Raw genomic sequence first — 21760 nt, 5'->3', positions numbered from 1 at the left:
GGCGGGGGGGGGCCCCCCCCGGGCCCCGGGGGGGGGCCGGGGGGGGGCGGGGGGGGGGCGGCCCCCCCCCCCCCCCCCCCCCCCGCAGCCGTACCCGTGGCCGTAGCCGTATCCGTCAGTCCTGCTTCTCGCCGCTCGCGAACCGTGAGATGACCAGCGCGACGATGATGATCGCGCCGTTCAGGAACTGGTTCCAGAGCGCGGGCACCCCGCCCAGCGTCATCACGTTCACGACCAGTTGCAGCGTCAGCACACCGGTCAGCGCGCCGAAGAGCGTGCCGCGCCCGCCCTTGAGGCTGATGCCGCCGATCACGGCCGCGGCGAAGACCTGGAAGATCCAGCCGTTGCCCTGGGTGGCGGCCACCGAGCCGTAATGGCCGGTGTAGAGGATGCCGGCGAAGGCCGCGAGGACGCCGCCGATGGCGAGCACGATCCAGGTGATCCGGTCGACCCGGACACCGGCGGCGCGCGCCGCCTCCGGGTTGCCGCCGATGGCGTACAGCGAACGTCCGTGCCGCAGCCAGGCGAGCGACGCGCCGCCGATGGCGAAGAGCGCCAGACAGATCCAGACGGCGGCGGGCGCCCCCAGCCAGTCGGTCTTGCCGAGGTAGCGGAAGGACTCCGGGACATCGGTGATCGACTTGCCCTCGGTGATGCCGATCTGAAGGCCGCGCAGCATCGTGAGCATGCCGAGGGTCGCGATGAATCCGTTGACCCGCAGCTTCAGGATCAGGAAGCCGTTGATCACGCCGACGACCAGGCCGACCAGCAGACACAGCGGGATGGCCGACCAGACGGGCAGCAGATCGAGACCGGCGAACCGGCCGCCCTCCCCCGGCAGCACCATCCACATGGCGATGACCGGCGCGATGCCGATCGTCGACTCCAGCGACAGGTCCATCCGGCCGCAGATCAGGATCAGCGCCTGGCCGAGCACCAGCAGGCTCAGCTCGGACGACTGCTGGACGACACTGATCAGGTTGTTCGAGGTGAGGAAGACCGGCGAGACGATGAAGCCGATCACCATCAGCACCAGGATCACCGGCACGAGCGAGAAGTCGCTCCACCTGATGAGCTTCAGCCGGCTCAGCGGGTGGTCGTCGTCGCGCTCCTTGTCGAGCACCGGCGGTCGTATCGTGTCGGTCATCAGCTCTCCCCCACACCTTCCATGGCGGCGACCAGTTCCCGGTCGGTCCACCCGCTCCCGAACGTTGCCACCACTCGCCCGTGGAACAGGGCCAGTACGCGGTCACAGACCCGCAGATCATCCAGCTCGTCCGAGATGATCACGGCCGCGTTTCCTTCGTCGGCCACCCGGCGCACGACGCCGAGCAGCGAGTCCTTCGACTTGACGTCGACGCCCGCCGTGGGGCGCAGGGCCACCAGCACGCTGGGCGCGCGGGCCAGCGCCCTGGCGACGACGACCTTCTGCTGATTGCCGCCGGACAGACCCGAGACCGGCTGCTCGGGACCCGTCGTCTTGATGTCCAGCGAGGCGATCATGGACCGTGCGAACTCCCTGGTACGGGAGGGCAGTACGGTCCCCCACGGGCCGAGCTGATCGGCGACCGTGAGGGTGGCGTTCTCGGCGACACTGCGGTTCAGTACGAGTCCCTGGAGGTGCCGGTCCTCGGGGATGTAGCCGATCCCGGCGTCCAGCGAGTGCGGGACGCTGCCCGGCCTCACCGTCCGGTCGCGTACCGCGATCCGGCCCGCCGTCGCCTTTCGCATACCGGCCAGGGTCTCGCCCAGCGCGGTGTTGCCGCTGGCCGCGGCCCCGGCCACACCCAGGACCTCACCGGGGCGCACTTCGAGATCGAGCGGTTCGAACTCGCCCTCCAGAGTGAGCCCTTCGGTGGTCAGTACGGGCTCCGCCGTCCGGTCCGGCGCCACCGCGTGCGCGGCGTGCCAAGCCGCGGCCGAGCTCGCCGCGTCGCCCGTCATGGCCGTCACCAGGTCCGCCTTGGCCAGGTCGGCGACCGGTGCGGTCAGGACATGGCGGGCGTCGCGGTAGACGGTGACCGTGCTGCACAGCTCGTACACCTCCTGGAGGTGGTGGGAGATGAAGAGGAACGCCACCCCCTGGCTCTGGAGGTCGCGGAGCTTCTCGAAGAGGCTGTCGATGCCTCGGGCGTCGAGCTGGGCGGTGGGCTCGTCCAGGATGATGAGGCGGGCGCCGAACGACAGGGCGCGCGCGATCTCCACGAACTGCCGCTGTTCGACGGCGAGATCCTTGGCGCGCGCGTTCGGGTCGACGCTGACCCCGTACTCGGCGAGCAGTTCCTCGGCCCGGGTGCGGAGCCGGCGCCAGCTGATCAGCCGGCCCGCGAGCCCGGAACGGCCGTTGTCCAGGCCGTAGTTGTTGAGGAACAGATTCTCGGCGACGGTCAGGTCGGGCACGACCATCGACTTCTGGTAGACGCAGGCGACCTTGGACTGCCAGGCGGTGATGTCGCCGAAGGGGGGCGCCGGCTCACCGCCGAAGCTGACCTTTCCCGCGTCGGCCTCGTGGAGTCCCGTGAGGACACTGACGAGGGTGGACTTGCCGGCGCCGTTGCGCCCGACGAGTGCGTGGGACTCGCCGGGCGCGACGGTCAGCCGGACACCGTCGAGCGCCACGGTGGGACCGAAGCGCTTGACGATGCCCTCCGCGTGGACGGCGGGCGCCGCCGCTGCCGGCCCTCCGGCCGCAGGTGCCTGGTGGTCCATGACTAGCTCTTCTTCTCCAGCTGGTTGGCCCACAGCGCCTTGTCGTCCACGTTCTCCTTGGTCACCAGGGGCGCGGGCAGCTGGTCCTCGAAGCCGCCCGGGATCTTGATGATGTTGGAGTCGTGGTCGGTCGGCCCCTCCTTCGGGGTCTTCCCGGCCAGCGCCTCCTTCGCGTAGTACAGCGCGTACTTGGCGTACAGGTCGGCCGGCTGCGAGATCGTCGCGTCGATCTTGCCCTCCCGGATCGCGTCCAGCTCCTCCGGGATGCCGTCGTTGGAGATGATCGTGATGTGGCCCTTCTCCCCCGGCGGCTTGAGGAGCTTCTTCTGCTCCAGCAGGGCGAGCGTGGGCTGGAGGAAGACGCCGCCGGCCTGCATGTAGATGCCGTTGAGGTCGGGGTGGGCGGCGAGGGTGGACTGGAGCTTGGCGGACGCCACCTCGCCCTTCCACTCGGTGGCCAGCTCGAAGACCTGGATGTCCGGGAACTTCTCGTCCATGCACTTCTTGAACGCCTCCGAACGGTCACGGCCGTTGATGGAGGAGAGGTCGCCCTGGAACTCGGCGACCTTGCCCTTGCCGCCCAGCTGCTCGCCGAGGTACTCGCAGGCCTTCTCGCCGTACGCGCGGTTGTCGGCCCGTACGACCATGTAGACGTCGCCCTTGTCGGGGCGGGTGTCCACACTGACGACGGGAATCTTCTTCTCGTTCAGCGTGGCCAGCGTCTCGGCTATCGCGCCGGTGTCCTGCGGGGCCATGACGACGGCCTTGGCGCCCTGGTCGGTGAAGGCCTGGACGTTGGAGACGAGCTTGCCGATGTCGTTCTGCGAGTTGGTCAGCGGCAGCGCGTCGACCCCCTCGTCCTTGACGCCGGACTCGATGTACTGCTGGTAGGAGTTCCAGAAGTCGCTGTCACTGCGCGGCAGGTCGATACCGACCTTGCCGCCGCCTTCGGCGTCCCCGCTCCCCGAGTCACGGTTGCAGCCCGCGAGGGCCGTGACGGCGAGCAGCGCGGCGCAGGCCGCGGCGCTCGTACGCAGTGCGGTGCGTGGGGATCGCCCCACAGGGTGTCGCAGCATGGATTGTCCGTCCTTGGGTGAGTGTCGGCTCAAGCTCAGGGGGTGGCGGGACGCAGGCGCAGGCCCTGCATTCCTCCGTCTACCGCGAGTGCCGTGCCCGTGACGGCGGCTGCGGCGGGGCTGGCGAGATAGGCGACCGCGGCGGCGACCTCGTCCGCGCCGACCAGCCGTCCCGTGGGCTGGCGCGCTTCGAGGGCGGCGCGTTCGGCCGCCGGGTCGGCTGCCTGGTCGAGCAGGCGGCCGACCCAGGGGGTGTCGGCGGTGCCGGGGTTGACGCAGTTGACGCGGATGCCCTCGCGTACGTGGTCGGCGGCCATCGCGAGCGTCAGCGACTGCACCGCGCCCTTGCTGGCGCTGTACAGGGCGCGTTGCGGCAGTCCGGCCGTGGCGGCGATGGAGCAGGTGTGGGTGATGGAGACGGCACCGGGCCGGCTCTCCGCCGCGAGACGCAGATGGGGCAGGGCGTGGCGCGCGGTGCGGACCATGCCGAGGACGTTGATGTCGAGGACCCGCAGCCATTCGGCGTCGTCGTTGTCGGCGACGGTGCCGATCGCGCCGATCCCGGCGTTGGACACGACGGTGTGCAGGGCCCCGAACTCGGCCGCCGCCGCGTCGACGGCCGCGCGGACGGCGGCGTCGTCGGTCACGTCGGCCTTCAGCGCCAAGGTGCCGGCGGGGGCCGATGTGATGTCGCGGTCGAGTACGGCGACGCGCGCGCCGCGCGCGAGCAGCAGGGTCGCGATGGCCGCGCCGATGCCGGAGGCGCCGCCGGTCACGAGGGCGCTGAGGCCCGCGAAGTCTCCGGTGTCCTGTGCCGCGGTCATGAGTTGGCCTCCTCGGTGGTGCGGCGGGCCTGCCAGACGGGCCCTTCGGGGTAGCGGTGTGCGGCGATCGACTCCGGGCGCATGCGCGCCGAGAAGCCGGGGGCGCCCGGCGCGACGTAGCGGCCCGAGTCGATCACCGCGGGGTCGGTGAAGTGCTCGTGGAGGTGGTCGACGTACTCGATCACGCGGTCCTCCCAGGTGCCCGAGACGGCAACGTAGTCGAACATCGCCAGATGTTGGACCAGTTCGCACAGGCCGACTCCGCCGGCGTGCGGGCAGACGGGCTTGCCGTACTTGGCGGCGAGGAGCAGGATCGCCAGGTTCTCGTTGACTCCGGCGACGCGTGCGGCGTCGATCTGGACGAAGTCGACGGCCTCGGCCTGGAGCAGCTGCTTGAACACGACGCGGTTGGCGACGTGTTCGCCGGTGGCGACCTTGACGGGCTGGCCGGCCCGGACGGCGGCGTGGCCGAGGATGTCGTCGGGGCTGGTGGGCTCCTCGATCCAGTGCGGTTCGTGCGGGGCCAGCGCGGTCATCCAGCGGATCGCGTCGGGCACGTCCCAGCGCTGGTTGGCGTCGACGGCGATACGGATGTCCGGGCCGACCGCCGCGCGGGCCAGCTTCATCCGGCGTACGTCGTCGTCCAGGTCGCCGCCCACCTTGAGCTTGATCTGCTCGAAGCCGTCGGCGACGGCCTGTTCGGCGAGGGTGACGAGCTTGTTGTCGTCGTAGCCGAGCCAGCCGGGCGAGGTGGTGTACGCGGGGTAGCCCTCGGCGCGCAGCCGGGCGGCGCGCTCGGCGCGGCCTGGCTCGGCGGCGCGCAGGATCTCCAGCGCCTCGGCCGGGGTGAGGGCGTCGGTGAGATAGCGGAAGTCGACGAGGGAGACCAACTCCTCCGGCGTCATGCCGGCCAGAAACTCCCAGACGGGCAGGTTCGCGGCCTTGGCCGCCAGGTCCCAGGCCGCGTTGATGACCGCGCCCGCGGCCATGTGCATCACGCCCTTCTCCGGGCCCAGCCAGCGCAGTTGAGAGTCGTGGGTCAACTCGATGTGGAGCGCGGCGAGATCGGCGGCGGTACGCGGTGCCCGGCGGCCGATCAGATACGGGCGCAGGGCCTCGATGGCGGCGGCGAGCACGTCGTTGCCCCGGCCGATGGTGAAGCAGAAGCCGTGGCCCTCGGCGCCGTCGTCGGTGCGCAGGACCACGTAGGCCGCGGAGTAGTCGGGGTCGGGGTTCATGGCGTCCGAGCCGTCGAGCTGTTCCGAGGTGGGGAAGCGGATGTCGTGTACCCCGAACTCTGTGACGGTCTGACTCACTGCACGCCCCCTGAGAAGAACATCGGACCTCTTCGGTCATCCGATGTATAGCGTCGTTGACGGGTAAACGTCCAGGGGCGGAACGAAATTTACGGTCACAGCTCGGATGAATTCTCCGATTCGTTGCCTCGGCACCCCCAGCCATGCCCAGCGGCGCGGAAGTTCACCCGCGCGTGCACGGGGGCTGCGGGCGGGTAGCTGAGAAGCCGTAAGGTTGGTCCGTACGTTCAGAGAACACTTCGGAAGGAGGCCTGGGTGATCGAGCTCGAGGGGGTACCCGAGCTGATCGACCCGGTCATGGTGGCCGCGTTCGAGGGCTGGAACGACGCCGGCGACGCCGCCTCCACGGCGGTCGGACATCTGGACAGGGAGTGGAAGGGCGAGGTGTTCGCGGCGCTCGACGCCGAGGACTACTACGACTTCCAGGTCAACCGGCCCACGGTCTGGCTGGACGGCGGCGCACGGAAGATCGTCTGGCCCACGACCCGGCTCTCCGTGGTCCGGGTCGGCGGGGAGAAACCCCGTGACCTGGTGCTGGTCCGCGGCATCGAACCGTCCATGCGCTGGCGCTCCTTCTGCAACGAGATCCTGGGCTTCGCCCATGAGCTGGGCGTGGAGATGGTGGTGATCCTGGGCGCGCTGCTCGGCGACACCCCGCACACCCGCCCGGTGCCGGTGAGCGGCGTGACCTCGGACGCGGACCTGGCCAGGACGATGGACCTGGAGGAGACGCGGTACGAGGGGCCGACGGGCATCGTCGGCATCCTTCAGGAGGCGTGCACCCACGCGGGGGTGCCGGCGGTGAGTCTGTGGGCCGCCGTACCGCACTACGTGTCGCAGCCGCCCAACCCGAAGGCCACGCTGGCCCTGCTGAACCGGCTGGAGGATCTGATCGGGCTGCGGATCCCGCTGGGCGAACTGGCGGAGGACGCGCGGGCGTGGCAGCTCGGGGTGGACCAACTGGCCGCCGAGGACAGCGAGGTGGCGGAGTACGTCCAGTCGCTGGAGGAGGCGCGGGACACCGCGGAGCTGCCCGAGGCGTCGGGCGAGGCCATCGCGCGGGAGTTCGAGCGGTATCTGCGCCGGCGTGACGGCGGTCCCGGGCAGGCGCCCGGCGGGCACGCCACGGAGACCGGCGAGGGCTCGGGGACGTATCTGCGCGACACATCGGGGCCGGGTTCGGGACCGGGGCGCGGCAGACCGCCGCGGGCCCCGAGGCCAGGACCGGGTCCGGACGCGGCCACGGGTCCAGCCACGGGGCCTGACAAGGACAAGGAATCCGGTCCCGACGGGAAACCGGGCCCGGACGCCGGCCCGGCGGACGACGAGGATTCCTCGGACGACTGAGCGGCGCGGCGGGTGGCCGGGCATCCGGCCACCGGGTCACGTGTGACCTCGTCGTGTTGGCTGTCGATCGCCGGACGGACCGGATCCGCGGTCCGTCCGGCGACCGGGGACGAATCGGCCCCCGGGCGGACCCGGTGCACCGATTCCGTCACCGCTCTACAGCGCGACGCCCAGCAGCGCGTCGACCGTCCGGGAAACCACTCCGGGTGCCCCTTCGTCCGTACCGCCCGTGGACTCCTGACGGGCCGCCCAGCGGTCGACGGCGGCCAGGGCCGCCGGGGCGTCCAGGTCGTTCGCCAGGGCCTCCCGGACCTCTTCCACCAGCGCACCCGCGTCGGGGCCGTCGGGACGGGACACGGCCGCACGCCAGCGCGCCAGCCGTGCCACCGCCTCTTCGAGCACCTGGTCCGTCCACTCCCAGTCGGCGCGGTAGTGGTGCGCGAGCAGCGAGAGCCGGATCGCGGCCGGGTCCACGCCCGCCCGGCGCAGGGTCGAGACGAAGACCAGATTGCCCTTGGACTTGGACATCTTCGCGCCGTCGAGAGCGACCATCCCGGCGTGCACGTACGCCTTGGCGAACGGGTACTCGCCGGTCAGCGCCTGCGCGTGCGAGGCGCCCATCTCGTGGTGCGGGAAGGCCAGGTCGCTGCCGCCGCCCTGGACGTCGAAGCCCATGCCGAGGTGGTCGAGGGCGATGGCCACACACTCGATGTGCCAGCCCGGCCGGCCGCGGCCGAGACTGCCGCCGTCCCAGTCCGGCTCGCCCTCGCGGGCGGCCATCCAGAGCATCGGGTCGAGCGGGTTCTTCTTGCCGGGTCGCTCGGGGTCGCCGCCGCGCTCGGCGGAGAGCAGCCGCATCGCCTCCGCGTCGAGACCGGAGACCTCGCCGAAGTGCGGGTCGGCCTCGACGGAGAAGTAGACGTCGCCCTCCAGGACGTACGCGGCGCCGCTCTCGCACAGCCGCTCCACGAGCGGCACGATGCCCGGTATCGCCTCGACCGCGCCGATGTAGTGCTGCGGCGGCAGCATCCGCAGCGCCGTCATGTCCTCCCGGAAGAGGGCGGTCTCGCGCTCGGCGAGCCCGGTCCAGTCCTCCCCGTCGCGCGCCGCCCGCTCAAGCAGCGGGTCGTCGATGTCGGTGACGTTCTGGACGTACTGGATCTGCCGCTTGGTGTCGAGCCAGACGCGCTGCACGAGGTCGAACGCGTTGTAGGTCGCCGCGTGCCCGATGTGCGTCGCGTCGTACGGCGTGATGCCGCAGACGTAGATACGGGCGACGGGTCCGGGATCGACGGTGACGGGGCCACCGGTCGCGGTGTCGTGAATCCGGAGGTCGCGGCCCTTGCCGGGCAGGGCGGGGACGTCGGAAGCGGGCCAGGCATGCATGTCATGAGCGTAACCGGACGTTGCTTCCGGATACGAACCGGACCAGGACTGTTGTCCAGTTCGGCGCTCTTGCGTGATCCGCCGGTCGGTGCATGGCCGCCGCACGGCCCGCCGGCGCCCCCGCCGTGCACATACGTCCGCTCAGACCGGCGGCCAGGGGATCGCGGGCCACTGCCCGGACGGCTTCGGATGCAGTCCCGTACGGCGCAGCTCCTGGACCCGGGCGCGTACGGCCTCGGTCTCGGCCGGTGTGATCAGTTCGGCCAACCGGGTGGCGAGCGGGGTGCCTTCGGCGAGTTCGCCGGCCAGCCGGTCCAGGACCGTGACGGCCTCGGCGGGCAGCGGCTCCCCCGCCCAGCCCCACAGCAGGGTGCGCAGCTTGTCGTCCACGTTGAAGGTGACGCCGTGGTCGATCGCGTACAGCCGGCCACCGGCCTCGGGCAGCAGATGGCCGCCCTTGCGGTCGCCGTTGTTGATGACCGCGTCGAGGACCGCGAGCCGCCGCAGGCGCGGGTCGTCGGCGTGCACGAGCAACGCCGTGCGGCCCTCGCCGACCTCGGCGAAACCGATCGCCTTCCAGCCTTCGGCGGGCTCCTTCTCCTCGACCAGCGCGAGGAGTTGGGGCGCCGTGTCGCTCTCGTCGGCCTCGATCCACAGCTGGCACATGCCTTCGCCGTACGGCCCGTCGCGCAGCACGGTGGGCGGCACCAGACCCCACCCGGTCGCCTCGGAGATCTCGTACGCGGCCACCTCGCGCTGGGCGAGCGTGCCGTCGGGGAAGTCCCAGAGCGGCTGCTCCCCGGCGACGGGCTTGTAGACGCAGAACGCCTCGTGGCCCTCGTACGACACGGCGCAGTGGAGAACGGCGTTGGAGGCCTCACGGATCCGGCCCCGCACGGTCAGTTCGCCCTTGGTGATCAGATCCAGCGCGGTCACGCTCATGCGTCGCGGCGGTATCCGTTCTGGCGCGGACATACGTGTCCCTCCGGGTCGAGCGGCAGACTGCACAGCGGGCACGGCGGCCGGCCTGCGTTGACCACGTCCAGGGCACGTTTGGCGAAGGCCCTCGCCTGGGCGCCGGAGAGCCGCACGCGGAGCATCGGCGGGCCGTTCTCCTCGTCCTGGAGCAGCCGCTCCTCGGCGTCGGCGAGGTCTTCGTCGGTGTCCGCGTCGAGTTCGACGAGTGCCTGGGCCTCGACGATCATGCGCTGTTCGTCGCCGTCCCAGGCCAGGGCCATGGTGCCGACCCGGAACTCCTCCTCGACGGGGGCGTCGAGCGGGGCGGCGTCGGCGACGTCGGTGGGTGCCATGGCGGGCACCGGTGCGTTGCCGCCGGTACGGCGCACGACCTCGTCGAGCAGTTCATCGATCCGCTCGGCGAGCGCGGCGACCTGGGTCTTCTCCAGGGACACGCTGGTGACGCGGCCCGAGGCGGATGCCTGGAGGAAGAACGTACGGCGGCCAGGCAGCCCGACCGTACCGGCCACGAAGCGGTCCGGCGGGTCGTAGAGGAACACCTGACGGGACACGTCCTGTCTCCCTTGGGAATTGACGGAATGGGGCGGGCCGCGGTGCCCGGCGGGCGAACTTCCGGGGATGGCACGGACGGCCCGTCCACCCTACTGCGCGCGGCGATCACACCGCGCCGGTGCCACCACCCACGACGGCTTCACCGCTGGAGTCCTTCTTTCCCGCCGCGCCGTTCTCACGCGGCGTCAGGGACCCGAGGTCGCCGGTGTCCCCGAGCCGCACCACGAACGGGCGCAGCCGGGTGTACCTGATGGCGGTGATCGAGCAGGGGTCGGCGTGGATCCGCTGGAAGAGGTCGAGGTGCATGCCGAGGGCGTCGGCCACCAGGGACTTGATGATGTCGCCGTGCGAGCACATCAGGAAGACGGCGTCCTCGCCGTGCTCCGCCTCGACGCGGGCGTTCCAGTCCCGTACGGCGTCCACGGCGCGTGCCTGCATGGCGCGCATCGACTCGCCGCCGGGGAACGCGGCGGACGAGGGGTGCTGCTGCACGACCGACATCAGGGGGTCGTCGGAGAGTTCGGCGAGCTTGCGCCCGGACCAGTCGCCGTAGTCGCACTCGTTGATCCGCTCCTCGTGGTGCGTCTCGACGCCGGGGCGGGCGTCGAGGAGCGGCCGGATCGTCTCCAGACAGCGCTGGAGGGGGCTGCTGACGACGGCGGCGAGCGGCAGGCCGGCGAGGCGCCCCGGCAGGGCGGCGGCCTGCGCGAGGCCCTGCTCGTCGAGCCCGACGCCGGGGGTCCGGCCGGCGAGGACGCCCGAGGTGTTGGCGGTGGAACGCCCGTGCCGTACGAGGATCAGGGTGGCCATGGGGCCAGCCTAGACCGGCGGGGGAAGGGCGCGGTGGCCACCCGGACAGCGGCGGGCGGGCGGCCGGTGAACAGGGAGCGGGTGCGGCAGACGTGCGTCGAAGCGCTTCTCCCGGGAAGAATGCACGGGGTGATCGTCGACCGTGCCATCTACCGCGACGGGCGCCGTACCGACGGGCCCGCAGATCTGTCCGACGCCCTCGCCGAGGCGCGTGCGGAGGGGAACGCCTTTCTCTGGATCGGGCTCCATGAGCCGACGGAGCAGGAGTTCGCCCTCGTCAGCAGTGAGTTCGGGATGCATCCACTGGCCGTGGAGGACTCGCTCAAGGCGCATCAGCGGCCCAAGCTGGAGGTCTACGACGACTCCCTGTTCATGGTGCTCAAGCCGGTGGTGTACGACTCCGACAAGGACACCGTCACCAGCGGGGAGCTGATGATCTTCATCGGCGACTCGTTCGTGGTGACCGTCCGGCACGGCGAGGGCGCGCCGCTGCACGCCGTACGCACCCGGCTGGAGGCGGAGCCGAACGTGCTCAAGCACGGTCCCACCGCCGTTCTCTACGCCGTGAGCGACGCGGTGGTCGACCACTACCTCGATGTCTGCGGGGAGCTCCAGGTCGACCTGGAGGAGCTGGAGACGCAGGTCTTCTCGCCCGCCGAGGGCGGCTCGGCGAGGAGCCGCGAGGCGGGCGACCAGCCGGCGGCGGAGCGGATCTACACCTTCAAGCGGCAGGTGCTGGAGTTCCGCCGGGCGGCCGGGCCGCTGGCGGCGCCCATCTCGCGGCTCACGCGCTCCGGTGTGCCGTTCGTCCAGGAGCGGTCGCAGCCGTTCTTCCGGGACGTGGACGACCATCTGACGCGCGTCAACGAGCAGGTGGAGGGCCTCGACCGGCTGCTCTCGGACATCCTGTCGGCCCATCTGGCGCAGATGGGCGTGCGGCAGAACGACGACATGCGCAAGATCTCGGCCTGGGCGGCGATGGCGGCGGTGCCGACGCTGCTCGCGGGGGTGTGGGGCATGAACTTCCAGCACATGCCGGAGCTGAGCCAGGTGTGGGGGTATCCGGCCGCGATCGCCCTGATGGTGGGCGCGGTGATCTTCCTGCACCGGCTTTTCAAGCGCAACGGGTGGCTCTGATCCGCTGATCCGACGGCCGGGGGCGGGGGCCTGGAGGGGCTCTGGGCTCCGGAATCCGGGCTCAGAAGGCGGGGGCGGCGGTCGCCGGGCCGCCCAGCGCGTCGCGGCGCTCCGGCATGGTGAGACTGACCATGCGCCGCCAGCCGCCCGCCCGCTCCATCGCGTACAGACCGAGGATCCCGGCGCGCAGCAGTGCCGCCTTGGGCCGGGGCCAGTCGAGAACACGGCCCATCTGGTCCATCACGGCGAGGCTCACGTCGCGGTAGATCCGGATCTCGGCCTGCGCGCTCTCCCGGAGCACCCGGTGGATGGTGCGGCCGTGGCCGAGTCCCGCGAGGCGCAGCAACTCCTCGTGGCAGTACGCCAGATGGTTGTCCTCGTCGGCGCTGATGATCCGGATGGCGTTGCCGACGAGCGGGTGGTCGCCGAAGTACCGCATCAGCATGTCCATCTGGTCGGCGGCGCGCTGTTCGGTCACCCGGCTGTGCGAGAGGTAGACGACGATGTCCTCCTCGGTCAGCGGGTCGTTCCGGCGCAACTTGTCGTGCGTGAGACCGATGCCGCGCTCTTCGAGCAGCATCGTGTAGTCGGTGGCGGGCGGGACGTCGACCGGTTCCAGGCCGCGCCTCTTCAGGAGGGCGTGGAAGATACGGCCGTGTTTGTCCTCGTCGGCGCCGTGCCGGGTGATCTTGGGGGCGAGGTCACGCATTCCGTCGGGGACCAAGGCGGCGATACGGCCGTTCTCCCAGCCGCCCTGGGCCTCGCCGCTGGCCGCGATGGAGCAGAAGAGCCGGAAGGATTCGTCGTTGTCGAGGATTTCCTCGAACAGGCCTCGGGCCGAGAGCATCGGATGCCACCTCCATGCCGGTGTCCGCCGCAGACACCCACACAGGTGAGTCAAATGTGACCGGCGGGAAGCGGCAACAGCACAGCGTCCCGACTCGGCCGATGGGAGGACGGGACGGCGCACGTCCGTACGTATGCGCGGGCGCGTAACCGGGTGGGGGCCGGGGCGTTGTCCTTCGTGACGGCCGTGGCGGGGAAGACCCCCCGAGCCCCCACCACGGCCGCGGACTTCTGAGCCAGTCAGGTGCTGCCGGGTACCGCCGCGGCGGTACACCGGGCGCCTGAGTCCCTGAGATCCCTGAGGTGCCTCGGTGCCCTCAGGTGACGAGGCCGGCCAGTTCCAGGGCCTCGGTGCCCGCGCGCAGGGCCGCGAGGCGGTCGTCGAGGGTGAAGCCCGCCGGGGACAGCGTCAGGGTCGTCACACCGGCCGCGTCGTACTCCTTCATCCGGTCGGCGATCCGCTCCACCGGGCCGAGCAGTGTGGTCGAGTCGATCAGCCGGTGCGGCACGGCCGCCGCGGCGCCGTCCTTGTCGCCGGCGAGGTACTTGTCCTGGATCTCCGCCGCCTCGCGCTCGTACCCCATGCGCCCGGCCAGCTGGTTGTAGAAGTTCTGCTTACGGCTGCCCATACCGCCCACGTACAGGGCGGTGTACGGGCGGAACATGTCCGCCAGCGCGGCGGTGTCCTCGCCGAGCGCGATCGGCAGGGTCGGGCAGACATCGAATCCGGTCATGGTCAGACCGGCCTTCTCGCGGCCCGCGCGCAGATGCCGGAGCGCGGTCTCCTCAAGATGTTCGGCCGACGGGAAGATCAGCAGGGCGCCGTCGGCGATCTCGCCGGTCTGTTCGAGGTTCTTGGGGCCGATCGCGGCGATGTAGAGGGGGATGTGCGGGCGCTCGGGGTGGACGGTGAGCTTGAGCGGCTTTCCGGGTCCGTCGGGCAGCGGCAGGGTCCAGTGCTCGCCTTCGTAGGAGAGGCGCTCGCGGGACATGGCGCGGCGGACGATCTCGACGTACTCACGGGTGCGGGACAGCGGCTTGTCGAACTTGACGCCGTACCAGCCCTCCGAGACCTGCGGGCCGGAGACGCCGAGGCCGAGGCGGAACCGGCCGCCGGAGAGCGAGTCGAGCGTAGCGGCCGTCATCGCGGTCATGGCGGGCTGGCGGGCCGGGATCTGGAGGATCGCCGAGCCGATGTCGATGTTCTCGGTCTGGGCGGCGACCCAGCTCAGCACGGTGGGGACGTCGGAGCCGTACGCCTCGGCGGCCCAGCAGACGTCGTAGCCGAGCCGGTCGGCCTCCTGGGCGACGGCGAGGTTGTCGCTGTCCATGCCGGCGCCCCAGTAGCCGAGATTGATGCCGAGCCGCATAACCACTCCCTTACCGATCAGTAACGTCCCTGTGCCGGGACTCTAGCGCGTGGTCCGGCATCCGTCAGGGGTGGCATCGGGCTGCCGCCGGGGGCCGGTTGTCCACAGGCTCACTGCGAGTGCGGTTCCGGCCAGTAATCTCAGCGGTCATGGAGCAGAGGCATCTCGGCCGTACCGGCCTGCGAGTGTCCCGGATCGGGCTCGGCACGCTGACCTGGGGGCGGGACACCGACGAGCACGACGCCGCCGACCAGTTGAAGGCTTTCTGGGAGGCGGGCGGCACCCTTGTCGACACCGCCGACGTGTACGGCGGCGGGGAGGCGGAGTATCTGCTCGGGCAGTTGGTGGAGAGACTCGTGCCGCGCCGGGATCTGGTGATCGCCACCAAGGCGGGCAGTGTGCCGGATCCGTACCGGCGCTTCAACGGCTCGCGCGGGCATCTGCTCTCCGCGCTGGACGCCTCGCTGGAGCGGCTGGGCACGGATCATGTCGATCTCTGGCAGGTGCACGCGTTCGACTCCGGGACGCCGTTGGAGGAGACGCTCCAGGCGCTCGACATAGCCGTGAGCAGCGGCCGGGCCAGATACGCGGGGGTGTCGAACTTCTCGGGCTGGCAGCTCGCCAAGGCGGCGACCTGGCAGCTGGCCTCGCCCGGGATCCGGACCCGGCTGGCCAGCACGCAGATGGAGTACTCGCTGCTGCAACGGGGCGTGGAGCGCGAGGTGTTGCCCGCCGCCGTCGATCTGGGGGTCGGGCTGCTGCCCTCGTCGCCGCTGGGCCGGGGGGTGCTGACGGGCAAGTACCGGTATTCGACACCCGCCGACTCCCGTGGCGCGTCGGAGCAGTTGGCGCCGTTCGTGGAGCCGTATCTCGACGAGCCGGCGAGCCGCATCGTCGACGCGGTGATGACGGCGGCGGAGGGGCTGGCGACGACGGCGCTGGAGGTGGCGCTGGCGTGGGTCAGGGACCGGCCGGGTGTGGTCGCCCCGATCGTCGGCGCGCGCAACGCGCAGCAGCTCACGGCCGCGTTGTCAGTGGAGAGCCTTAGGCTTCCGGACGAGATCTGCCAGGCGCTCGACGATGTGTCGGCGCCCGTGCACCGCTATCCCGATCAGGACTGGAGCACGCTGTGACTGTGCCTTCCCGGGGGACGACCCCCGGTTCCCCCGACGAGGCCTCCGCCGAGGACCGCGACGGCGCGGTCGCGGAGGAGTCCGCGGCGGTGGCGGTGGCCGGGGCGGACGCAGCCGCTGAGCCGGAGTCCGATGCAGACGCGGCCGAGGACGCCGAGGACGCGGCCGAGGATTCGGCGGAGGACGGGACGAAATCCGCCGAGGACGCGGCGGCGCAGCTGTCCGAGGCGGAGGAGGAGATCGCCGCGCAGCGTGAGCTGCGCGCCCGGATCGCGCAGCGGAAGGCCGAGAAGGAGGGCCCCATCCCGGCGGGCACCAAGCTGAGCGGGCAGGCGGCGGATCTGCTCGCCGCCGTACGGGCCATGGAGAGCGGCCAGGCGGCCCCGCCGGCGCCCGTGGCCGCCCCCGTACCGGCTCAGGACCGGCCCCGGGCTCCCGAGCCCGTGCGTACCGCCGCCGTGGCCGCCGAGACCGCTCCGGGGGCCGTGGCGGCCGTCGGGGACGTGCTCGTCGAGGGTGGCGCGCCGCGGACGCTGGCCGCACCGGTCACGGCCGCGCTCGGGGAGCAGGCCGGTGACGCCCTGCGCGAGGATCCGTGGCTGCTGCTGTCCGTTCCCGGCGTACAGCCCGAGCAGGCCGACGGTTTCGCCCGCGCGCTGCTCGGCGACGGGTGCGGTCCCGGCGACGAGCGGCGGGCCGCCGCTCTCGTGGGCTGGCTGCTGGAGCGCGCCGCCGTGCGGGGCAGCACCGCGCTCGCGTACCCGCAGGTGCGGGCCGCGCTGGCGGAGCGGTCGGTGCCCGACCCGGACGAGGCGCTGCGGCACGCCGTCGCGGAGGGCGCGGTGCTGATGTTCCAGGACGGCGCCGTACCCGCCGAGGAGGGTACGGAGGACGAGGAGGGCGCCGCCGACGGTCCGGCCGTGCCGGTGCTGCTCGGCCTGGACCGGTACGCGCTCGCCGAGGAGAGCCTTGCCGACGGCCTGGCCCGGCTGGTGAAGACCGCCCAGGAGGCGTCCTGGGACGAAGCCGCCGCGCAGGCTCCGTCGCCCTCGGCGGGCGAGCTGATCCGCGCGGTCGCCGGACACGGTCTGGTGGTCCACACCGGCGGTGAGGCCGCGCGCGCCGAGCCGGTGGCGCTGGCCGAGGCGGCGCGCACGCTGGGTCTGCGTCCGGTCGTGGCCGCGCACAGCGAGAACGGCCGGCACCGGCTGGGCGCCGGTGCGGTGACGGTCGCGGGGCTGCTGTCCGGCACGGAGGGGCCGGGGCGGGACGCGGACGGCGCGCTGGATCTCGATCTGCTGGTCGTCCTGGACGCGCCCCAGCTGGACGTGGAGACGGCGACGGTGCTGGTGGAGTCGCTGCCCGACGGCGCGCGGCTGGTCCTCAGCGGCGACCCGGGGGTGCTGTGGTCGGCGGGCGCGGGGCGGGTCTTCGCGGATCTGCTGGCGGCCCGGGTGTGCCCGCAGATCGCCTCGCGTACGCCGGACCCGGGGCCGCTCGGCGAGCTGGTCTCCGGCATCGGCATCGGTGAGCTGAACCAGGTCGAGGCGCCCGGCAAGGAGGTCGTGATCGTGCCCGTACGGGACGCGGGCGAGGCCGTGCACCGTACGGTGCAGCTCGTCGCCGACTCGGTGCCGCGCGCGATCGGTGTGCCGTCCGGACAGACACAGGTCATCACGGTGGGACACGCCGGGGCGGTCGGCACGCGCGCGCTGAACGCGGCGCTCAAGGAGCGGCTGAACCCCGGCCCCGGCCGGTTCGGCGGTTTCGACCCGGACGACCGGGTGGCCTATGTGCCCGCGCCGGGCCGCGCGGTGATGGCCTCGGTGGTGTCGGCGGACGCGGCGGGCCTGCGGCTGGACTGCGACGGGCTGCCCGTGGTGGTGCCCAGGGAGCTGGTCGAATCGGTCGTACGGCACGGCTGGGCGCTCACCGCGCACCAGGCGGCGGGGATGCGGTGGCCGGCCGCCGTCGTGGTCCTGCCCGGCGACGCGGCGCAGGCTCTGAACCGGCCGTGGGTGTACACGGCCTTCAGCCGGGGCGAACGCCATCTGTCCGTGGTCCACGGCGTCGACCAGGCGCTCGCCCAGGCGGTGACGGGAATCCCGGCGGCCGACCGGACGACCCGGCTCCGTTCCCTCCTGGAGGGCCTGCTCACGCCGGCGGTGTGACCCGAACGGGCCAGAGCGCGTCCGGGAAGTTCCGGCCGGCGCGTGACGCCGGGCACGGCCCCGCCCCGCGGGCGGGCGACGGCAAGGACCCGCCCGCGGGAGTGCGGGCGGGTCGGGGGCGGGGTCAGGCGTCCTGTTCTTCCAGGTCGCCGAGGTCCCTCTGGCCGTCGAAGTCGTCCTCGTCGAAGACCGAGCTGACGTCGAAGCGGCAGACCACCTGTTGCGGGTCGGCCTGTTCGAAGGGGGCGCTGAGCCATTCGCCGGGCTCTGGCAGGTCGTCGGCGGCCGACACCCAGAGTGTCGAGTCGCCCTCCTCCAGGCCGAACTCCTTGTGCCGGGAGGCGATCTCGTCCGGTTCGTACTCACCGAAGAGCACACCGACGGCGGCGTGCACGCTGGCGCCGACGACCGCCACGGTCTCGGCGTCCCCGTCGACATCGGCGATGCGCTGTGCCTGAGCGAGCAGTCTCCGCGGCTCCGCCACCGCGTAGTCGCGGCGGATGAGCACACTGAGCGCGTTCGGCTCCTCCGGGCCCGTGTAGGGCGGCAAGGAGTCGTCCGTGCCGGGGATCTCGAAGGGGGTGACCTCGTCGTAGAGGTCGTAGAGCCGCTCGTCGTACGCCTCCGCCGCGGTGGCAAGGGCGTTGAACGCCTCGGAAACCGCCGGGTCGTCCTCCCCCGTGCGGCGTTCGACCGCCGCGAGGTGACGGTCCAGCGCGACCTTGACCGCCTCGGCGGCGGCACGTACCTCGGCAGCCGTGGGCTGCGCAGCATCAGACATAGAGCAGACGCTATCCGTACCGGGCCTCTGCCCGCACAATAGATGCGATGCCGGAATACGAATTTGTCGACGTGTACGTGCCGCGCGGGGTGTCCCGCAGCGACGCGACCCGCCTGCTGACCGACCACGCCGAGTACGGACACTGGGAAATGGACCGACTGAGCCTGCATCGGGACGGCAGTCGCAGAGTGCGGCTGCGCCGACGCATCATCCGTCAGGTGCGCGCCACCTGGTGACGGCGACGGGGCGGGTCCCCGCTCTGTGCGGAGCCCCGCCCCGTGGCCGTACCGGGACCGAACCGGTGTGCCGTCACTCGTACGGCCCTGTGCGGTACGGCCCAGTGCGGTGCCTACGCGGCGGCGCGGGCGCGGCGGTAGATGAGCCCGCCCGCGAGGAGCAGGGCCGCACCGGCCGGAATCACCAGTCCGAGCCCGTCCGACCCGGTCCGGGCCAGTACCTCGGTGCCCTTGGGGGCGGCCGGCGGATCGACGACCTGTGCCTTCGGGGTGTTCGGGGTGTGGGGGGACGGCGGGATGACGCGCTCCGTCGGGGGCTTCGGAGTGCCCGGGGTCTCGGGCGTGTGCTCGGTCGGCGGCGCGGGGGTGTCCGCGTTCTCGCAGCCGTTGCCCGTGGTGGGGTTCAGTGCCCCGATGACGTCGACGCTGTTCCCGCAGACGTTCACGGGGACGTCGATCGGCACCTCGATCACATTGCCGGAGCCGACACCGGGTGAGTTTCCGGCGCCTCCCTCGGTGTGCGAGCCGCCCTTGCCCGGAGTGCCGGGGTGCTCCTTGCCGCCTTGCGGGGGGCGTGAGCCGGCACCGTCCGACACGTTCGCGCAGCCGTTGCCCATGGCGGGGTTCAGTACTCCGACGACGTTGACGGTGTTGCCGCAGACGTTGACCGGGACGTGCACCGGGACCTGGACGTTGTTCCCGGACAGCACGCCCGGGGAGTTCGCCGCTGTTCCATCGGCACCCGAGTCCGCGTGCGCGTAGCCGCCGCCGAGGGCGAGTACGCCGCCGGCCGCCGCCACGGTGATCAGGCCTTTGCGCGTGACCTGTCTCATAGCTTGTTCCTGCCTTCTGCTACCGGATACCCCCGGCACGACGCCTGGGGCTTGAAGCCCGGCGGCCCCGGAGCGCATGGGGCGCGCTCCGGGGCCGCTGGGCTCAGACCCTTACGGGTTGAGTGACAACGTCACGCGTTGACGCAGGTGTTGCCGAAGGCGGGGTTCAGCAGCCCGATCACGGAGACCGTGTTGCCGCACACATTCACCGGAATGTGGATGGGCGCCTGGATGACGTTGCCCGAGAGCACGCCGGGGGACCCCACGGCGGCACCCTGGGCACCGGAGTCAGCAACGGCCATGCCCGCACCCGCGAGCACGAGACCGCCGGTGGCAGCCGCAGCGGCGACGACCTTCTTGATCATGTAATCCTCCTCGTTGGCAAATGCGGTCCCAACTTCGGACCGCACACCTGTAACGAGGAGGGAGTAATGAGGCTACGAGCGTATGGTCGCATTCACTCTTTTCAGTCAAGTACGTACGCGCTGGCGAATATCGCCCCGGCCGGAGTCAGCTGGCGTCGATGAAGCGGTCCAGCACCCGGACGCCGAACTTCAGGCCGTCCAGCGGCACCCGCTCGTCGACACCGTGGAACATCCCGGCGAAGTCCAGCTCCGGCGGGAGCTTGAGCGGGGCGAAGCCGAAGCCGCGGATGCCGAGGTCGTCGAAGGACTTGGCGTCCGTGCCGCCCGACAGCATGTACGGCACGGCCCGCGCGATCGGGTCCTCCGCGACGAGCGCGGTCTGCATGGCGTCCACCAGCCGGCCGTCGAAGCTGGTCTCCAGCGCCTTGTCACCGTGCACGTCCTCGCGCTTCACGCGCGGGCCGAGGATCCGGTCGATGTCGGCGAGGAACTCCTCCTCGTAGCCGGGCAGGAAGCGGCCGTCGACATGGGCGGTCGCCTGTCCGGGGATCACGTTCACCTTGTAGCCCGCGCCGAGCATGGTCGGGGCGGCGGAGTTGCGCAGGGTGGCGCCGATCATCTTCGCGATGCCGCCGAGCGTGGCGAGCGTGCCCTCCATGTCCTCCGGGTCGAGCGGGACGCCCAGGGCGTCGGACAGCTCGTCCAGGAACGACCGGACCGTCTTCGTCATCCGTACGGGCCACTCGTGGCGGCCCAACCGGGCCACCGCTTCGCAGAGTTCGGTGATCGCGTTGTCCTTGTTGGTCATCGAGCCGTGTCCGGCGGTGCCGTCCACGGTCAGCCGCATCCAGTGCATGCCCTTCTGCGCCGTCTCGACGAGATAGAGGCGCAGGTTCTCGTTGACGGTGAAGGAGAAGCCGCCGACCTCGCTGATCGCCTCGGTGACGCCCTCGAAGAGATCGGGGTGGTTGTCGACCAGATACCGCGCCCCGTACGTGCCGCCGGCCTCCTCGTCGGCGAGGAAGGCGAGGACGATGTCGCGCGGGGGCTTGCGACCGCTGCGGAGCCGGTCCCGCACCACGGCGAGGGTCATGGCGTCCATGTCCTTCATGTCGACCGCGCCCCGCCCCCAGAGGCAGCCGTCGGCGATCTCGCCGGCGAACGGGTCGTGCGTCCAGTCGTCCGCGTTGGCGGGGACGACATCGGTGTGGCCGTGGATGAGCAGCGCCGGCCTGGAGGGGTCCTCGCCGGCGATCCTCGCGACGGTGGAGGCGCGGCCCTTGTGGGACTCGAAGATGCGCGGTTCGAGACCCACCTCGGCCAGTTTCTCCGCCACGTACTCGGCGGCGAGCCGTTCGCCGGGGCCCGAGTGGTCTCCGTAGTTGCTGGTGTCGATCCGGATCAGATCACGGCAGAGGTCCACGACCTCGTCCTCGCCCGAGACCGTCCCGCCCGTGTTCGGCTGGCTCACGCTGCTCACTCCCGCTGTCGGTGCCGGTGGTCGTCCCATCCTCCCACCGGGGCGGGATCGGGCAGTGCCCGATGTTTGCTATGGTTTTCCACGTCGGAACGGCCTTCGGTCGTCTGGCGGACACCTTGTCCGGGTGGCGGAATGGCAGACGCGCTAGCTTGAGGTGCTAGTGCCCTTTATCGGGCGTGGGGGTTCAAGTCCCCCCTCGGACACCACAGTTGAAGCGATGCCGGTCGGGATTCTCCCCGACCGGCATTTCGTGTTCCATGGGCCGTCCGGCCGGGCAATCCCGCACGCGGGCGCGGAGCCGCCCGTGAAGAATCGATGGAGATTGCCCGGAATACGTGACCGGGGTACCGGCCACCATTCTCGGGAACCCCGACCGAATCCCCTAGCCAATCCCCCTATCTTTACCGTTC

At 71.4% G+C, this 21760-nt stretch carries 20 protein-coding genes and 1 tRNA gene; 6 read left to right on the top strand and 15 right to left on the bottom strand.

Going from position 1 to position 21760, the window contains the following annotated elements:
* Positions 1-115 precede the first annotated feature (115 nt).
* Genes ACFYNU_RS23690 through ACFYNU_RS23670 form a run of 5 tightly spaced genes read right to left on the bottom strand, consistent with a single transcriptional unit; the run spans position 116 to position 5925 of the window.
* Positions 116-1147, bottom strand: a complete 1032-nt coding sequence (locus tag ACFYNU_RS23690) for an ABC transporter permease (RefSeq protein WP_356588566.1) — start codon at positions 1145-1147, stop codon at positions 116-118.
* Complete coding sequence (locus ACFYNU_RS23685) at positions 1147-2709, bottom strand: sugar ABC transporter ATP-binding protein (RefSeq protein WP_356588564.1); 1563 nt, start codon at positions 2707-2709, stop codon at positions 1147-1149. Before ACFYNU_RS23685 ends, ACFYNU_RS23690 begins: the two co-directional genes overlap by 1 nt.
* Positions 2710-2711: 2 nt before the next feature.
* The gene (locus ACFYNU_RS23680) at positions 2712-3785 is read right to left on the bottom strand and encodes a sugar ABC transporter substrate-binding protein (RefSeq protein WP_356588561.1); all 1074 of its coding nucleotides are present in this window, start codon (positions 3783-3785) and stop codon (positions 2712-2714) included.
* 35 nt (positions 3786-3820) lie between these two features.
* Positions 3821-4609: an SDR family oxidoreductase gene (locus ACFYNU_RS23675; RefSeq protein WP_356588559.1), complete on the bottom strand. Its 789-nt coding sequence runs from the start codon at positions 4607-4609 to the stop codon at positions 3821-3823.
* Positions 4606-5925 carry an enolase C-terminal domain-like protein gene (locus tag ACFYNU_RS23670; RefSeq protein WP_356588557.1) on the bottom strand — a complete coding sequence of 440 codons (1320 nt, stop codon included), beginning with the start codon at positions 5923-5925 and terminating at the stop codon, positions 4606-4608. The genes ACFYNU_RS23675 and ACFYNU_RS23670 overlap by 4 nt, the downstream gene beginning before the upstream one ends.
* Before the next feature lie 255 nt (positions 5926-6180).
* Between ACFYNU_RS23670 and ACFYNU_RS23665 the strand changes: the two genes are divergently transcribed.
* The gene (locus ACFYNU_RS23665) at positions 6181-7272 is read left to right on the top strand and encodes a PAC2 family protein (RefSeq protein ID WP_356588555.1); all 1092 of its coding nucleotides are present in this window, start codon (positions 6181-6183) and stop codon (positions 7270-7272) included.
* 156 nt (positions 7273-7428) lie between these two features.
* Here the strand turns inward: ACFYNU_RS23665 and mshC are convergent, their stop codons facing one another.
* The 4 genes from mshC to ACFYNU_RS23645 form a co-directional block, all read right to left on the bottom strand.
* Positions 7429-8658, bottom strand: coding sequence for a cysteine--1-D-myo-inosityl 2-amino-2-deoxy-alpha-D-glucopyranoside ligase (mshC, locus tag ACFYNU_RS23660; RefSeq protein ID WP_356588553.1), 1230 nt, complete (start codon positions 8656-8658; stop codon positions 7429-7431).
* 141 nt (positions 8659-8799) lie between these two features.
* Positions 8800-9633: an SCO1664 family protein gene (locus ACFYNU_RS23655; RefSeq protein WP_356588551.1), complete on the bottom strand. Its 834-nt coding sequence runs from the start codon at positions 9631-9633 to the stop codon at positions 8800-8802.
* The gene (locus ACFYNU_RS23650; RefSeq protein WP_329080526.1) at positions 9597-10187 is read right to left on the bottom strand and encodes a DUF3090 domain-containing protein; all 591 of its coding nucleotides are present in this window, start codon (positions 10185-10187) and stop codon (positions 9597-9599) included. The genes ACFYNU_RS23655 and ACFYNU_RS23650 overlap by 37 nt, the downstream gene beginning before the upstream one ends.
* A gap of 106 nt (positions 10188-10293) precedes the next feature.
* A complete protein-coding gene (locus tag ACFYNU_RS23645; RefSeq protein WP_356588549.1) occupies positions 10294-10998 on the bottom strand; it encodes a histidine phosphatase family protein in 705 nt (234 codons plus the stop codon).
* Between the two features lie 120 nt (positions 10999-11118).
* Here ACFYNU_RS23645 and corA point away from each other — a divergent pair, with 120 nt between their 5' ends.
* Entirely contained in the window at positions 11119-12135 is a 1017-nt protein-coding gene (corA, locus tag ACFYNU_RS23640; RefSeq protein WP_356588592.1) for a magnesium/cobalt transporter CorA, read from the top strand.
* Positions 12136-12196: 61 nt separating this feature from the next.
* On the opposite strand, the gene ACFYNU_RS23635 is transcribed toward corA, so the two are convergent.
* Both ACFYNU_RS23635 and ACFYNU_RS23630 read right to left on the bottom strand, forming a co-directional pair.
* Positions 12197-12982 (bottom strand): ferritin-like domain-containing protein, encoded by a 786-nt coding sequence (locus ACFYNU_RS23635; protein WP_356588547.1) that lies wholly within the window; start codon positions 12980-12982, stop codon positions 12197-12199.
* 316 nt (positions 12983-13298) lie between these two features.
* Positions 13299-14351, bottom strand: a complete 1053-nt coding sequence (locus ACFYNU_RS23630) for an LLM class F420-dependent oxidoreductase (protein WP_356588545.1) — start codon at positions 14349-14351, stop codon at positions 13299-13301.
* Between the two features lie 149 nt (positions 14352-14500).
* Between ACFYNU_RS23630 and ACFYNU_RS23625 the strand changes: the two genes are divergently transcribed.
* Together ACFYNU_RS23625 and ACFYNU_RS23620 are read left to right on the top strand one after the other, a co-directional pair.
* The gene (locus tag ACFYNU_RS23625) at positions 14501-15484 is read left to right on the top strand and encodes an aldo/keto reductase (protein WP_356588543.1); all 984 of its coding nucleotides are present in this window, start codon (positions 14501-14503) and stop codon (positions 15482-15484) included.
* On the top strand, positions 15481-17655 hold the full coding sequence (locus ACFYNU_RS23620) for a helix-hairpin-helix domain-containing protein (RefSeq protein WP_388767163.1): 2175 nt from the start codon (positions 15481-15483) through the stop codon (positions 17653-17655). The genes ACFYNU_RS23625 and ACFYNU_RS23620 overlap by 4 nt, the downstream gene beginning before the upstream one ends.
* A 124-nt stretch (positions 17656-17779) precedes the next feature.
* On the opposite strand, the gene ACFYNU_RS23615 is transcribed toward ACFYNU_RS23620, so the two are convergent.
* Positions 17780-18436: a hypothetical protein gene (locus ACFYNU_RS23615; RefSeq protein ID WP_356588541.1), complete on the bottom strand. Its 657-nt coding sequence runs from the start codon at positions 18434-18436 to the stop codon at positions 17780-17782.
* A gap of 47 nt (positions 18437-18483) precedes the next feature.
* Between ACFYNU_RS23615 and ACFYNU_RS23610 the strand changes: the two genes are divergently transcribed.
* Positions 18484-18672, top strand: a complete 189-nt coding sequence (locus ACFYNU_RS23610) for a DUF5703 family protein (RefSeq protein ID WP_023542774.1) — start codon at positions 18484-18486, stop codon at positions 18670-18672.
* A 113-nt stretch (positions 18673-18785) separates the two neighbouring features.
* On the opposite strand, the gene ACFYNU_RS23605 is transcribed toward ACFYNU_RS23610, so the two are convergent.
* From ACFYNU_RS23605 to ACFYNU_RS23595, 3 genes are all read right to left on the bottom strand, one after another.
* Complete coding sequence (locus ACFYNU_RS23605) at positions 18786-19505, bottom strand: chaplin family protein (protein WP_356588539.1); 720 nt, start codon at positions 19503-19505, stop codon at positions 18786-18788.
* Positions 19506-19636: 131 nt separating this feature from the next.
* A complete protein-coding gene (gene chpH, locus ACFYNU_RS23600; protein WP_189110438.1) occupies positions 19637-19870 on the bottom strand; it encodes a chaplin ChpH in 234 nt (77 codons plus the stop codon).
* Between the two features lie 145 nt (positions 19871-20015).
* On the bottom strand, positions 20016-21341 hold the full coding sequence (locus ACFYNU_RS23595) for a M20/M25/M40 family metallo-hydrolase (RefSeq protein ID WP_356588536.1): 1326 nt from the start codon (positions 21339-21341) through the stop codon (positions 20016-20018).
* A 127-nt stretch (positions 21342-21468) separates the two neighbouring features.
* Between ACFYNU_RS23595 and ACFYNU_RS23590 the strand changes: the two genes are divergently transcribed.
* Positions 21469-21556: transfer RNA gene (locus ACFYNU_RS23590), tRNA-Leu, on the top strand.
* The last annotated feature ends 204 nt before the right edge of the window (positions 21557-21760 follow it).

Source organism: Streptomyces sp. NPDC006643 (assembly GCF_042870175.1).
Classification (GTDB): Bacteria; Actinomycetota; Actinomycetes; order Streptomycetales; family Streptomycetaceae; genus Streptomyces.
This window is presented reverse-complemented; position numbering and strand designations above follow the sequence as displayed.